Source organism: Salmonella sp. NW645 (assembly GCF_051703725.1).
Lineage (GTDB): Bacteria > Pseudomonadota > Gammaproteobacteria > Enterobacterales > Enterobacteriaceae > Salmonella > Salmonella enterica.
The window spans coordinates 335,397-349,218 of record NZ_JAMMKR010000004.1 but is presented as its reverse complement, the minus strand read 5'-3'; the positions used below and the strand labels follow the sequence as shown (position 1 = coordinate 349,218).

At 46.9% G+C, this 13,822-nt stretch carries 10 protein-coding genes and 1 tRNA gene; 7 read left to right on the top strand and 4 right to left on the bottom strand.

Features of this window, described 5'->3' with window-relative positions; genetic code table 11:
• Positions 1 to 48 precede the first annotated feature (48 nt).
• Positions 49 to 1,557, top strand: a complete 1,509-nt coding sequence (gene putP / locus NA389_RS11325) for a sodium/proline symporter PutP (protein ID WP_001018467.1) — start codon at positions 49 to 51, stop codon at positions 1,555 to 1,557.
• Positions 1,558 to 2,449: 892 nt separating this feature from the next.
• A complete protein-coding gene (gene phoH, locus NA389_RS11320; RefSeq protein WP_000533527.1) occupies positions 2,450 to 3,238 on the top strand; it encodes a phosphate starvation-inducible protein PhoH in 789 nt (262 codons plus the stop codon).
• Between the two features lie 105 nt (positions 3,239 to 3,343).
• On the opposite strand, the gene NA389_RS11315 is transcribed toward phoH, so the two are convergent.
• The 3 genes from NA389_RS11315 to NA389_RS11305 form a co-directional block, all read right to left on the bottom strand.
• The gene (locus NA389_RS11315) at positions 3,344 to 4,225 is read right to left on the bottom strand and encodes a MurR/RpiR family transcriptional regulator (RefSeq protein WP_000433674.1); all 882 of its coding nucleotides are present in this window, start codon (positions 4,223 to 4,225) and stop codon (positions 3,344 to 3,346) included.
• Positions 4,226 to 4,510: 285 nt separating this feature from the next.
• A complete protein-coding gene (locus NA389_RS11310; protein WP_000628083.1) occupies positions 4,511 to 6,007 on the bottom strand; it encodes a sodium:solute symporter in 1,497 nt (498 codons plus the stop codon).
• 336 nt (positions 6,008 to 6,343) lie between these two features.
• Positions 6,344 to 7,024, bottom strand: coding sequence for an N-acetylmannosamine-6-phosphate 2-epimerase (locus NA389_RS11305; RefSeq protein ID WP_000054244.1), 681 nt, complete (start codon positions 7,022 to 7,024; stop codon positions 6,344 to 6,346).
• Between the two features lie 506 nt (positions 7,025 to 7,530).
• Here NA389_RS11305 and NA389_RS11300 point away from each other — a divergent pair.
• From NA389_RS11300 to NA389_RS11285, 4 genes are all read left to right on the top strand, one after another.
• Positions 7,531 to 8,691 carry an N-acetylneuraminate epimerase gene (locus NA389_RS11300; protein ID WP_000525757.1) on the top strand — a complete coding sequence of 387 codons (1,161 nt, stop codon included), beginning with the start codon at positions 7,531 to 7,533 and terminating at the stop codon, positions 8,689 to 8,691.
• 44 nt (positions 8,692 to 8,735) lie between these two features.
• Positions 8,736 to 9,428 carry an oligogalacturonate-specific porin KdgM family protein gene (locus tag NA389_RS11295; RefSeq protein WP_000700859.1) on the top strand — a complete coding sequence of 231 codons (693 nt, stop codon included), beginning with the start codon at positions 8,736 to 8,738 and terminating at the stop codon, positions 9,426 to 9,428.
• Positions 9,429 to 9,710: 282 nt separating this feature from the next.
• Positions 9,711 to 10,991 (top strand): MFS transporter, encoded by a 1,281-nt coding sequence (locus tag NA389_RS11290; protein ID WP_000560753.1) that lies wholly within the window; start codon positions 9,711 to 9,713, stop codon positions 10,989 to 10,991.
• Positions 10,992 to 11,001: 10 nt separating this feature from the next.
• Positions 11,002 to 12,108 carry a Gfo/Idh/MocA family protein gene (locus NA389_RS11285; RefSeq protein WP_000988593.1) on the top strand — a complete coding sequence of 369 codons (1,107 nt, stop codon included), beginning with the start codon at positions 11,002 to 11,004 and terminating at the stop codon, positions 12,106 to 12,108.
• Positions 12,109 to 12,517: 409 nt separating this feature from the next.
• On the opposite strand, the gene NA389_RS11280 is transcribed toward NA389_RS11285, so the two are convergent.
• Positions 12,518 to 12,605: transfer RNA gene (locus NA389_RS11280), tRNA-Ser, on the bottom strand.
• A 235-nt stretch (positions 12,606 to 12,840) separates the two neighbouring features.
• On the opposite strand from NA389_RS11280, the gene ghrA reads away from it, so the two are divergent.
• Positions 12,841 to 13,779 carry a glyoxylate/hydroxypyruvate reductase GhrA gene (ghrA, locus tag NA389_RS11275; protein ID WP_000402547.1) on the top strand — a complete coding sequence of 313 codons (939 nt, stop codon included), beginning with the start codon at positions 12,841 to 12,843 and terminating at the stop codon, positions 13,777 to 13,779.
• The last annotated feature ends 43 nt before the right edge of the window (positions 13,780 to 13,822 follow it).

Genomic DNA, 13,822 nt, shown 5'->3' with positions numbered 1-13,822 from the left:
AAAACGGCACGCTACGGTAGTGCCAATAAATAAATTTGGAGAACCTTGATGGCTATTAGCACACCGATGTTGGTGACATTCTGTGTCTATATTTTTGGCATGATATTGATTGGGTTTATCGCCTGGCGCTCAACCAAAAACTTTGATGACTATATTCTTGGCGGTCGCAGCCTGGGGCCGTTTGTTACGGCTTTATCAGCCGGCGCGTCGGATATGAGCGGCTGGCTGTTAATGGGGCTGCCTGGCGCTATCTTTCTGTCGGGGATCTCTGAAAGCTGGATCGCCATTGGCCTGACGTTAGGCGCATGGATTAACTGGAAGCTGGTGGCCGGGCGCCTGCGCGTGCATACCGAATTTAACAATAACGCGCTCACGTTGCCGGACTATTTTACCGGTCGGTTTGAGGATAAGAGCCGAGTCCTGCGTATTATTTCCGCGCTGGTCATTCTGCTGTTTTTCACTATCTATTGCGCGTCAGGTATTGTCGCTGGAGCACGACTGTTCGAAAGCACCTTCGGTATGAGCTATGAAACCGCACTGTGGGCGGGGGCCGCGGCAACCATTATTTATACCTTTATCGGCGGGTTTCTTGCCGTTAGCTGGACGGATACCGTTCAGGCCAGCCTGATGATTTTTGCGTTAATCCTGACGCCGGTGATGGTTATTGTCGGCGTAGGCGGTTTTAGCGAGTCGCTGGAGGTGATCAAGCAAAAGAGCATCGAGAATGTCGACATGCTCAAGGGGCTGAATTTTGTCGCCATTATTTCCCTGATGGGCTGGGGACTGGGTTACTTCGGTCAGCCGCATATCCTGGCGCGCTTTATGGCGGCGGACTCCCATCACAGCATTGTTCATGCGCGTCGTATCAGTATGACCTGGATGATTCTGTGTCTGGCGGGCGCGGTGGCGGTGGGCTTCTTTGGCATTGCGTACTTTAACAATAACCCCGCGCTGGCCGGGGCGGTGAACCAAAACTCAGAGCGCGTATTTATTGAACTGGCGCAGATCCTGTTTAACCCGTGGATTGCCGGTGTTCTGCTGTCTGCTATCCTGGCGGCGGTGATGTCGACGTTGAGCTGTCAGTTGCTGGTATGCTCCAGCGCGATTACGGAAGATTTATATAAGGCTTTTCTGCGTAAAAGCGCCAGCCAGCAAGAGCTGGTATGGGTAGGGCGAGTGATGGTGCTGGTGGTAGCGCTGATCGCCATTGCGCTGGCGGCGAATCCCGATAACCGTGTGCTGGGGCTGGTGAGCTACGCCTGGGCTGGATTCGGCGCGGCATTTGGACCTGTTGTCCTGTTTTCTGTGATGTGGTCGCGTATGACACGTAACGGCGCGCTGGCGGGAATGATTATTGGCGCGGTGACGGTTATCGTCTGGAAACAATATGGCTGGCTGGATCTGTATGAGATCATCCCTGGCTTCATTTTCGGCAGCCTGGGGATCGTAATCTTTAGCCTGCTTGGCAAAGCGCCGACAGCAGCGATGCAGGAACGCTTTGCAAAAGCGGACGCGCATTATCATTCCGCGCCGCCGTCGAAGCTACAGGCGGAATAACCGACATGTCCGATAGCATTATTGCCATCGGACATATTTTACCAGGCGGCGTTATACGCCTGCCTGGTCCTCTGATAAGTCCCGGACCGATTGACTGAAGATGTTCAGGTAAATGAGGACGCTCTCTCAAACTATTTTTAGCCCTTGAGCGCCGTTAACGCGGGCGTAATACATCTCAAGTAATCACTAACTAGCCATATATGAAATCGCCTGTTAATGGTACCAATAGCCTTGACGCAATAGAGTAATGACAAAAATTAAAACGAGTCAGCGTTACTGGCGTAAGTATGCCGCACAAAATTTTGCATAAATAATGCCGTTTTAGCGATGGGAGAGAGGACACGTTAATTACTCCATTTTAACCTTTTATATGTTGACTATTCAATGGGTTATGGATGTTTTCAGCATTAATACCCGCAGTAGCTAATGATTATCTTTTTTAGTCTCCTGCCGATGAAATAATCGTGTAATCTTTCTGTAAGAGACTGACAATGACGCAATAATTTTTGGTTAATGCTTGGTGAATATATTGTTGCATTATTGATGTTTTGTGTTGTACTTAGTAGTAATAGCGGTAGTTCCCCGGCAGTGATGGTCACTCACTATGGAGATCGCGAATGGTAATGTCCGCACCAGGACACATTGTTTACAGTAGTTACAACACCCTGTACGGACATTCTCTCTCCGGTGGTGGTCTTGTCATCTTAAAAGCTCTCATCATTTCCCTTACTGACCATACCCATGACGTCATATGTGGTGCGCGTAGCCGTGTGTGGCGTCGTTTCAAAAAGCAAGCTAAGGCTTACAAGGAAGCCAACCCTCAGATGTGTGTGCGCATAATCGCGTTCAAGAGAACGCGGGTGATGTATACCTACAACTCAAGGTGCTATCCATGGGAAGACAAAAAGCAGTGATCAAAGCTCGTCGTGAAGCAAAGCGTGTGTTGAGACGAGATTCGCGTAGTCATAAGCAACGTGAAGAAGAATCGGTCACGTCACTGGTACAGATGGGCGGAGTAGAAGCCATTGGCATGGCGCGCGATAGTCGCGATACCTCTCCTGTTAAGGCGCGAAATGAAGCACAGGCGCATTATCTGAACGCTATCGACAGTAAACAGCTTATTTTTGCGACCGGCGAAGCCGGCTGCGGGAAAACATGGATCAGTGCGGCAAAGGCGGCAGAAGCATTGATTCATAAGGACGTCGAGAGGATCATTGTGACGCGTCCGGTATTGCAAGCTGATGAAGACCTTGGTTTTTTGCCCGGTGATATCGCTGAAAAATTCGCGCCTTATTTTCGGCCCGTCTACGATGTCCTGCTTAAACGGTTAGGCGCGTCCTTTATGCAATATTGCTTGCGCCCGGAAATCGGTAAGGTAGAAATTGCCCCGTTCGCCTATATGCGTGGGCGTACTTTTGAAAATGCGGTCGTGATCCTCGATGAGGCGCAAAATGTGACTGCGGCGCAAATGAAAATGTTTTTGACGCGATTAGGCGAAAATGTCACGGTCATTGTCAATGGCGATATTACGCAATGCGACCTGCCGCGCGGCGTGCGTTCCGGGTTGAGCGATGCGTTGGAACGCTTTGAAGAAGATGAAATGGTAGGGATTGTGCATTTCAACAAAGACGACTGCGTGCGCTCGGCGCTTTGTCAGCGAACGCTTCACGCATACAGCTAATATAGCATTGACTTTCAGAGCCCGGGAAACCGGGCTTTGTTATCTATAAAGCATCCAGCAGACTCATGGACAAAAAAGGAAAATGACGCCTGTACGGGAAAGGAATTATTTTGTCATGTCCAGGGCATTCATTGTCCGTAATTTGCTTTCTCGGGCCTGTTCCGGCGAGGACTGTACAAGAAGGGTATAGAGCAGGTCAAAGACGAAAAGCTGCGCGGCTTTCGTACCGATCGAGTCACCCTGCAACATTCCTTGCCGATTACCATTGATCAGGCAAAAATCGGCCTCTTCACATAATGGAGAACCCAGATTATGGGTAATGGCGACTGTGGTGGCACCAGCCTGTCGGGCCAATCGGAGTGAATGCACTGTTTCTGGCGATGTGCCCGAGTGACTGACACCCATCGCGACATCGCCTGCTTTTAATAGCGTAGCCTGCATGTACATAAAATGGTTATTGCTTACCGCATCGCCCCGTAAACCAATACGCATTAGCTTGTGTTTCATATCCAGCGCCGTGATCCCCGATGAGCCCACACCAAAGATATAAACTGAGTGACAGTGACGTAGGGCGTCCACGACACCGAGAACCTGTTGCATATCAAGCAGATTTAGCGTTTCAGATAATACATTACTAATGGTGTTCTGCAATTTTAAACCAATGGCGTGGGCATCGTCGGATTCGCTAACTTCGGCATCCAGTAGAGGACTACTGTCATCAGACTCGGTAGTGGCAAGTTCAATGGCCAGGTCCATTTTAAAATCCTGAAAACCTTTATAGCCCAGGGTGCGACAAAAGCGAATAACCGTGGCTTCTCCGGCCTGTGTTTCGCGTGACAAATCGGCAATAGATGACTGTGTCACCTGTCTGGGGAAGGCTAAAATATATTGCGCAATACGCTGGGAGGCACGTGTCAGGCTTTTTTGCATAGCACCCAGAGTGTCAAGGATTTTTCCGGGTTTAAGACGTGGGGGTTGAGGCTCCATATAGTTCCTGCTCTTGAGGGCTGATTGCGGCACAAAGCCTGCAATATCGAACAGAGCAGAGCCTATCAAGTCTGCGGCATGAAAAAAAGCGCGATGTAAGTAAAGGAGGGGGAATATTTACATCGCGTTGCCAACTTATGACAGAACATCACTGGAGAGTAATCTGTTTGCTCTTACGGTGTTTATAGCGCGCCATTTGACGGATGGTTTATACCTGGCCCGGTATTGTCGCCCCGGGCGTTGGCGTCACCGTGTGCTGTGTCGGTATAGCGTGGTATCATGAAATCATAATGTCACCTTTGGTTCAGGTTTTTCATCCAGCGTCAATGGCGGTGCCGGGGCAAATAACGGGGCGAAAATAACGCCGCTGATCACCACGCTTAGCGAGCCAATGACCCCATAAAAGAAGAAGTTAAGGTCAGTGGCATAGCGTGCGCCCAGCACGGTAATGACGCTGATAATAATTCCTAAAACCGCACTCCCGGCATTTGCTCGTTTAAAGAAAATGCCCAGCATGAACAGACCGGTCATTGGCCCTCCCATCAGACCTATCAGACTATTAAATGCATCCCAGATTTCTGATTCATCGGCCATGACCAGCCATACCGAGGCCGCGCTACTTATTAGGCCCGCGACCAGAATAACTAACTTAGCTATTTTCATACGGTTTTCAGGCGTTCTTTTTTTATGACTCAAACGCTGATAGATATCGGAATTAAAACAACTAGAAATGCTGTTTAAGCTGCTGGAGATACTGGACTGCGCAGCAGCGAAAATAGCGGCGATTATCAACCCTGCAATGCCGACTGGCATTTCGGTGACCACGAATAAGGGTAAAATGCCGCCAGTGTTGAATCCCGCCGGTAATAATTGTGGATGTTGCTGATAGTAGACAAACAATGCCGAGCCGATAGCAAAAAAGAAAACAGGGATCACAGCAACCAGTTTGGCATTTGTAAGTAATGTTTTCTTCGTTTCCTCTATGGAGTCAGTCACGATATAGCGTTGGACCACATCCTGACTGGCAGTAAATTGCTGAATATTGGCAAACAGAAAACCAATAATCAATACAGGTACTGTGCTTTCCGTCCAGCTCCAGTGGAACTGCGTAGCCGGAAAGAATTTATCCGCCTGCTGCGTCACCGTAAAAATTTCACCAATGCCGCCCTGGACTTTGAGACATATCACTATAAAAATCAGTATCGCGCTGCCAGAAAGTAAGAGGCCTTGAATAACATCAGTCCATATTACTCCTTCAATTCCACCCATCCAGGTATAAATGATACACATCACGCTAATCAACAGTACCAAAATCACCGGGTCTATAGCGATGAAGGGGCGCAAGGCCAGCACGGTGAGGAAAGTGATAATGGCGATACGTCCGATATGAAACAACATAAATGACATGCTGGCGAATAGACGGCAGCGCACATCGAACCGTGCTTCGAGATATTCATAGGCTGATGTGACTTTCAATTTCCGAAAAAACGGAATATAGAAATAAAAAACCAGCGGTAAAATTGCGATAGCCAGATACTGACCAATGATAAACGTCCAGTCGGAAGTAAACGCTTTGGCAGGAATTGACATAAATGTAATTGAGCTTAACGTAGTAGCAAATACACTGACCCCAGCCGCCCAACCAGGAACCCGGCCACCACCGCGAAAATAATCGTCTGCTGTTTTTTGCCGTCTGGAAAAATAGACACCGACTAACATCATGGCCAGGAGGTAGCCAAATAATACAAGATAATTAACGATGCCGAAAGAATGTGTAATCATAGTTCTTTCCTGCTTATGGTTTTGAGTAGAGTTGCGGTCATCGTCTGTGTATTTTTATCTTCCCATCATTCAGACGATACGATATTCAGATCAAGTAATAGTTTTTGTTAATCTCAATGACGGTAATCATGAGATGTAAAAGGCAGAACATTTATGCTCCACCAATGGTGATGCCCAGACGTATGTCCTGCCGGATACCTGAAATAGCAGCTATCCGATATTGCGTTCAAACAGGTTTCAGGCCTGGGTATCGTATTTGCCGATAGCATTATTAACGTCGGATCATTCTCTGAGACATAAATATCAATAGTAAGCGTGTTCATTTTCTTTTCCTGTTCAGCGTCTTACTGCATGACTGAACCACTGACAGATATGCTCGATACGGGTGATAGCGGAACCAACGGTAACTGCCCAGGCACCATGCTCAATAGCATTGGCCGCCAGTGCAGGCGTGTTATAGCGCCCCTCGGCAATAACACGACAACCTGCATGGCTCAGTTGCGTCACCATTGCCAAATCTGGCTCAACCGGCGTGATGGGGCCGGTATAGCCAGACAATGTTGTACCAATGAATTCGATTCCTTTCTGATGGCAACTTATGCCTTCATTCACGGTTGAACAGTCTGCCATCGCCAGTAATCCATGCAGGCGAATACGTGTCAGTAAACTATCAATATCAACCGGGCGAGAGCGGAATGAGGCATCAAAAGCGATAATATCGGCACCTGCCTGCGCCAGGGCGTCAACATCCTGTAAATAGGGAGTGATACGGACTGGCGACCCTGTAAGGTCACGTTTAATTATCCCAATAATTGGAACAGAAAGATGGGGACGAACAGTCCGCAGATTCTCAATGCCTTCAATGCGCACAGCGACCGCACCCGCCGAAGCCGCTGCCTGTGCCATTGCAGCCACAATTTCAGGTTTATCCATAGGGCTGCCTGGTACCGGTTGGCATGAGACAATCAGCCCACCGTTTTCGTGTACACTTTGTTCCAGCCTGGCTAATAGTGACATCCAGTTCCGCCTTATATATTTTGAAGTTTTGCTCTGTTTTATGTTATGTTGTGGAGTGTTGCTGCATCAAGCAAAAAGATAGAAAAATGTGAACACAGTCATAAGGTATGTTTGTTATTCAATTACTGCGCAAGCGGATTTGAGGCTATAACCTGAAGCTACAAGACAAATACAATTCATTCTGACGGCAGCATGCTGTATTTTATTAACTGCTTCCGGAATAAAGATAAAATGCTCAGAAGGAGCTTATACGCCACGGGATAGCCAGTATGAAATGCATCACATAATTCTTGTTGTATTTATTCAGAATGCTATCACTAATGAGTTTGGCCATAACAGGTCACCCATAATCACTTCTAACATCACCATGGGGTGCTTTTACCTCGCACATGATAACCCCATGTAATTATTTTTAGCGCTTGGTCACATTTTGTCATTATCATTGTTGAAATTATGCTCCATAAGATCACTAATGATGAAGCTTTACTCCAATTGTATTTCTTCGCATGGGGATGCAGATGAAAAACTTTAAGAAAATGATGACGCTAATGGCGCTATGTTTATCAGTCGCTATCACCACATCAGGATATGCAACGACGCTTCCTGATATACCAGAACCACTGAAAAATGGTACTGGCGCTATTGATAATAATGGCGTGATTTATGTCGGCTTAGGTACCGCAGGGACATCCTGGTATAAAATTGATCTTAAAAAGCAACATAAAGACTGGGAGCGTATAAAGTCGTTTCCTGGTGGAGCTCGTGAGCAATCCGTGTCGGTATTTTTAAATGATGAGCTTTATGTTTTTGGTGGCGTAGGGAAAAAAAACAGTGAATCACCGTTGCAGGTTTATAGCGATGTGTACAAATACTCACCGGTGAAAAATACATGGCAAAAAGTTGACACTATATCTCCAGTTGGATTAACAGGGCATACGGGAGTAAAATTAAACGAAACGATGGTACTTATTACCGGAGGGGTTAATGAGCATATCTTTGATAAGTATTTTATTGATATAGCGGCTGCGGCTGCGGATGAAAGTGAAAAAAACAAAGTCATCTATAATTATTTTAATAAACCTGCCAAAGATTATTTTTTTAATAAAATCGTATTTATCTACAATGCTAAAGAGAACACATGGAAGAATGCCGGTGAGCTGCCAGGCGCGGGGACGGCAGGATCGTCATCGGTAATGGAAAATAATTTCCTGATGCTGATTAATGGTGAGCTCAAACCGGGTTTACGTACCGATGTGATTTACCGCGCCATGTGGGATAACGATAAGCTAACATGGTTGAAGAACAGCCAGTTACCGCCATCGCCTGGAGAACAACAGCAGGAAGGGTTGGCCGGAGCATTTTCGGGCTATAGTCACGGTGTCCTGCTTGTCGGTGGTGGCGCGAATTTTCCGGGAGCAAAACAAAATTATACCAATGGAAAGTTTTATTCCCACGAAGGAATAAATAAAAAATGGCGAGATGAAGTCTATGGTTTGGTTAATGGCCATTGGCAATATATGGGTAAAATGAAACAACCTCTCGGCTATGGTGTATCAGTAAGTTATGGTGATGAAGTTTTCCTTATCGGTGGTGAAAATGCTAAAGGGAAACCTGTTTCGTCTGTAACCTCCTTTACCATGCGTGATGGTAATTTATTAATAAAATAATTTTTAAATACAAAAATAAAGTTAATTGATAAGCGGAGTATTTTATGAAAATCAACAGATATCTTCTGGGTATGGTTTCGTTTATAGCATTTTCATCATATCTACAAGCGGCAACCCTTGATTATCGGCATGAATATGCTGATAGAACCAGAATTAATAAAGACCGTATTGCTATAATTGAAAAACTTCCTAACGGCATTGGTTTTTATGTCGATGCCAGCGTTAAATCGGGAGGAGTAGATGGTGAGCAGGATAAGCATTTAAGCGATCTCGTCGCAAACGCTATAGAACTGGGCGTAAGTTATAATTATAAAGTTACGGACCATTTTGTTTTGCAGCCTGGATTTATATTTGAAAGCGGTCCAGACACTTCAATTTATAAGCCTTATTTAAGGGTGCAATATAATTTTGATTCTGGTATTTATATGGCTGGTCGTTACCGCTATGACTATGCAAGAAAGACAGCTAACTACAATGATGATGAGAAAACGAATAGATTTGATACTTATATAGGTTATGTTTTTGATGAGTTGAAATTAGAATATAACTTTACCTGGATGGATAGCGATCAAATTAAATTTGATAACAAAAAAACAAACTATGAGCATAATGTGGCTTTAGCCTGGAAACTGAATAAGTCATTTACACCATACGTTGAGGTCGGAAATGTAGCGGTGAGAAATAATACCGATGAGAGACAGACCCGTTATCGCGTTGGATTACAATACCACTTTTGAGAAAGGTTAAAGAGTTACTGTACTAATCTTTGCTTAGTATTCATATCGATAATCTTATAGCCCGTGGCTACGTTACAGAACGTTAGACTTTGTCTTGAGTATTCACGTCCTTAACGTAGCTACGAATAAGGATGATAAACAATGAATATACGCTTTACATAGCTACGATCTCAGGCGGTTGTCGGAAAGTGCCGGTTGATAGTGTCTTATTCGGCAATTGATATGACTTAAAAATTAATTCCGTAAGCATTTCAGACGGTAACAGCAAATAAGGGTTTTATTGTGATAGCAAAATTCTTCCCGTGGTATAGCGAGATAACTCGTCCACAAAAAAATGCTTTATTTTCAGCATGGCTGGGTTACGTTTTTGATGGCTTCGACTTTATGCTGATTTTCTACATTATGTATCTGATCAAGGCTGACTTAGGATTGACAGATATGGAGGGCGCATTCCTTGCCACAGCGGCCTTTATTGGGCGACCATTTGGCGGGGCGCTATTTGGTCTGCTGGCAGATAAATTTGGCCGTAAGCCGTTAATGATGTGGTCGATAGTTGCCTATTCTGTAGGTACAGGGTTAAGTGGCCTGGCTTCCGGTGTAATTATGCTGACGCTTAGTCGTTTCATTGTCGGTATGGGGATGGCGGGGGAGTATGCTTGCGCTTCTACTTATGCCGTGGAAAGTTGGCCAAAGCATTTAAAATCTAAAGCGAGCGCATTTCTGGTTTCAGGTTTCGGTATTGGTAACATCATAGCAGCCTACTTTATGCCGTCATTTGCCGAAGCGTATGGTTGGCGTGCTGCTTTTTTTGTCGGTTTGCTACCCGTTCTTTTAGTAATCTACATCCGGGCCAGGGCTCCTGAATCTAAAGAGTGGGAAGAAGCCAAACTCAGTGGTCTCGGAAAGCACTCACAAAGTGCCTGGTCAGTTTTCTCTTTGTCAATGAAAGGGCTATTTAATCGAGCTCAATTTCCACTGACATTATGTGTATTTATTGTTCTGTTCTCTATTTTCGGCGCAAACTGGCCGATCTTTGGTCTACTGCCTACATATTTGGCGGGAGAGGGCTTTGATACGGGCGTGGTCTCTAATTTAATGACGGCGGCGGCATTCGGCACTGTATTGGGAAATATCGTTTGGGGTCTGTGCGCAGATAGAATTGGTTTGAAGAAAACGTTCAGCATTGGTCTTCTCATGTCCTTTTTATTCATTTTCCCGTTATTCAGAATTCCGCAAGATAATTATTTACTGCTGGGCGCATGTTTATTCGGTTTAATGGCGACTAACGTAGGTGTTGGCGGGCTGGTTCCCAAATTTCTCTACGACTACTTTCCTCTTGAGGTTCGTGGTTTGGGTACCGGGCTGATTTACAATCTTGCTGCGACATCAGGCACATTCAATTCAATGGCGGCGACCTGGCTTGGAATAACAATGGGGCTAGGCGCTGCGCTAACGTTCATTGTTGCCTTCTGGACCGCAACAATTCTACTCATTATTGGCTTATCCATTCCGGATAGGCTAAAAGCACGTCGTGAAAGGTTTCAGTCAACAAAAGAATTTTAATAGAGGATAAATGATGACGAAATACGGTGTTGTAGGTACGGGTTATTTTGGCGCTGAACTGGCGCGATTTATGTCTAAGGTTGAAGGAGCGAAAATCACTGCGATTTACGATCCGGTAAATGCGGATCCGATAGCGAAAGAGCTGAACTGTGTCGCCACTGCAACAATGGAGGCGCTTTGTACCCATCCTGATGTGGATTGCGTAATTATTGCTTCACCAAATTACTTACATAAAGCGCCGGTCATTGCGGCGGCTAAAGCGGGTAAACACGTGTTTTGTGAAAAACCTATCGCCTTAAATTACCTGGATTGTAAGGATATGGTTGATGCCTGCAAAGAAGCTGGTGTTACCTTTATGGCGGGTCACGTTATGAACTTTTTTCACGGGGTTCGCCACGCTAAAGCGCTCATCAAAGCCGGTGAAATCGGTGAAGTTACACAAGTTCACACTAAACGTAATGGTTTTGAAGACGTGCAGGATGAGATCTCATGGAAGAAGATTCGCGCAAAGTCAGGCGGGCATCTGTACCATCACATTCACGAGCTAGATTGTACACTGTTCATCATGGATGAAACCCCATCCCTGGTTTCAATGGCGGCGGGGAATGTTGCGCACAAAGGTGAAAAATTTGGTGATGAAGATGATGTTGTCCTAATCACTCTTGAGTTCGAAAGCGGTCGTTTCGCGACACTTCAGTGGGGATCATCGTTCCACTACCCTGAGCACTATGTATTAATTGAGGGCACGACAGGTGCAATTCTCATTGATATGCAAAATACGGCTGGTTATCTAATAAAAGCGGGCAAAAAAACACACTTTCTTGTGCATGAAAGCCAGGCGGAGGATGACGATCGTCGCAACGGTAACATATCCAGCGAGATGGATGGCGCAATCGCTTATGGTAAACCCGGTAAACGTACGCCGATGTGGCTCTCATCAATTATGAAACTGGAGATGCAGTACTTGCATGATGTGATAAACGGTCTGGAGTCAGGCGAGGAGTTTGCTAAATTGCTAACGGGAGAAGCGGCGACAAATGCCATTGCTACCGCTGATGCTGCGACGCTTTCCTCAAACGAGGGGCGCAAAGTAAAACTCACTGAAATTCTTGGCTAAAATTGAAAGCCGGATGGTGGTGTTATTGCCCGGTGGCGCTGCGCTTATGTAGACCGGATAAGGCGCCCGTGAACTGTGCCGCCATCCGGCAATGGACGGGTCACATATAAGCAAAAAGCCCGTACTTCTGTACAGGCTCTCAACTTAAATATGGCGGTGAGGGGGGGATTGACTCGCTGCGCTCGCCCTTCGGGCAGTCTCCTCGCAAGCTCGTCGTCTGTCCAACTGGCTGCGCCGCTATTCAGCCCATCCCTGGGCCTCGCCCCTTCGGGGCCAGAGCAAGCTCTGTTCAAAAACGCTCCCGGCGTTTTTGTGTCGAACCCCGGTCGGGTGTTCTCATCCCCCCTTGGTTTGGGGGATACATATAAGCAAAAAGCCCGTACTTCTGTACAGGCTCTCAACTTAAATATGGCGGTGAGGGGGGGATTCGAACCCCCGATACGTTGCCGTATACACACTTTCCAGGCGTGCTCCTTCAGCCACTCGGACACCTCACCAAATTGTCGCTCCAGCATTACTGGAACGGGCGCTAATGTAGGGAAATATCTTTTCTACGTCAATCAACTTTTTTAAAAAAAAGCGCGTTTATACAAACTTCCACCAATCTGTGGCTTTAATAGGCGAAAACTGCTTTTTTTGCCCGCGCCGGGAAATTTGCTATGCTGCACATCCCGTTGAAAACGCTGATAACAGGCGCAATCACATTCCGCACCATACTGCTCAGGAGATAACATGGAGATAATTTTTTATCACCCGACATTTAACGCCGCCTGGTGGGTAAATGCGCTGGAGAAGGCTCTCCCACATGCGCGCGTTCGTGAATGGAAGGTCGGTGATAACAACCCCGCAGACTATGCGCTTGTATGGCAGCCCCCGGTTGAAATGCTGGCCGGAAGACGCTTAAAAGCCGTCTTTGCGCTGGGCGCGGGGGTGGATGCAATTCTGAGTAAATTAAATGCGCATCCGGAAATGCTGGACGCCTCCATTCCTCTATTCCGTCTGGAAGATACCGGAATGGGCCTGCAAATGCAGGAGTATGCCGTCAGCCAGGTATTACACTGGTTCCGTCGTTTCGATGATTATCAGGCGCTGAAGAATCAGGCGCTATGGAAACCGCTGCCGGAATATACCCGCGAAGAATTTAGCGTCGGTATCATGGGCGCAGGGGTGCTGGGCGCAAAAGTGGCAGAAAGTCTACAGGCGTGGGGGTTCCCGTTACGTTGCTGGAGTCGTAGCCGCAAATCCTGGCCTGGCGTGGAAAGTTATGTGGGGTGTGAAGAGCTGCGCGCTTTCCTGAACCAGACGCGGGTGCTGATTAATCTGCTGCCGAATACGGCCCAAACGGTAGGAATTATTAATAGCGAATTGTTGGATCAATTGCCGGATGGCGCCTACGTGCTGAATCTCGCGCGCGGCGTTCATGTTCAGGAGGCTGATCTGCTGGCTGCGCTTGATAGCGGTAAGCTAAAAGGCGCGATGTTGGATGTCTTTAGCCAGGAACCGTTACCGCAGGAAAGCCCATTATGGCGCCATCCGCGAGTCGCCATGACGCCGCACATTGCGGCAGTCACCCGTCCGGCGGAAGCCATCGATTATATTAGCCGCACAATTACCCAGCTGGAGAAGGGAGAGCCGGTGACGGGGCAGGTGGATCGGGCGAGAGGATATTGACATCAACCCGGCGCGGGCCGGGTTTCGCTAAAAAACGCTGGCG

Excerpts from the sequence above, each read along its gene's own strand:
- putP (WP_001018467.1), top strand. The coding sequence starts at position 49 with ATGGCTATTAGCACACCGATGTTGGTGACATTCTGTGTCTATATTTTT.
- phoH (WP_000533527.1), top strand. The coding sequence starts at position 2,450 with ATGGGAAGACAAAAAGCAGTGATCAAAGCTCGTCGTGAAGCAAAGCGT.
- NA389_RS11315 (WP_000433674.1), bottom strand. The coding sequence starts at position 4,225 with ATGGAGCCTCAACCCCCACGTCTTAAACCCGGAAAAATCCTTGACACT.
- NA389_RS11310 (WP_000628083.1), bottom strand. The coding sequence starts at position 6,007 with ATGATTACACATTCTTTCGGCATCGTTAATTATCTTGTATTATTTGGC.
- NA389_RS11305 (WP_000054244.1), bottom strand. The coding sequence starts at position 7,024 with ATGTCACTATTAGCCAGGCTGGAACAAAGTGTACACGAAAACGGTGGG.
- NA389_RS11300 (WP_000525757.1), top strand. The coding sequence starts at position 7,531 with ATGGGGATGCAGATGAAAAACTTTAAGAAAATGATGACGCTAATGGCG.
- NA389_RS11295 (WP_000700859.1), top strand. The coding sequence starts at position 8,736 with ATGAAAATCAACAGATATCTTCTGGGTATGGTTTCGTTTATAGCATTT.
- NA389_RS11285 (WP_000988593.1), top strand. The coding sequence starts at position 11,002 with ATGATGACGAAATACGGTGTTGTAGGTACGGGTTATTTTGGCGCTGAA.
- ghrA (WP_000402547.1), top strand. The coding sequence starts at position 12,841 with ATGGAGATAATTTTTTATCACCCGACATTTAACGCCGCCTGGTGGGTA.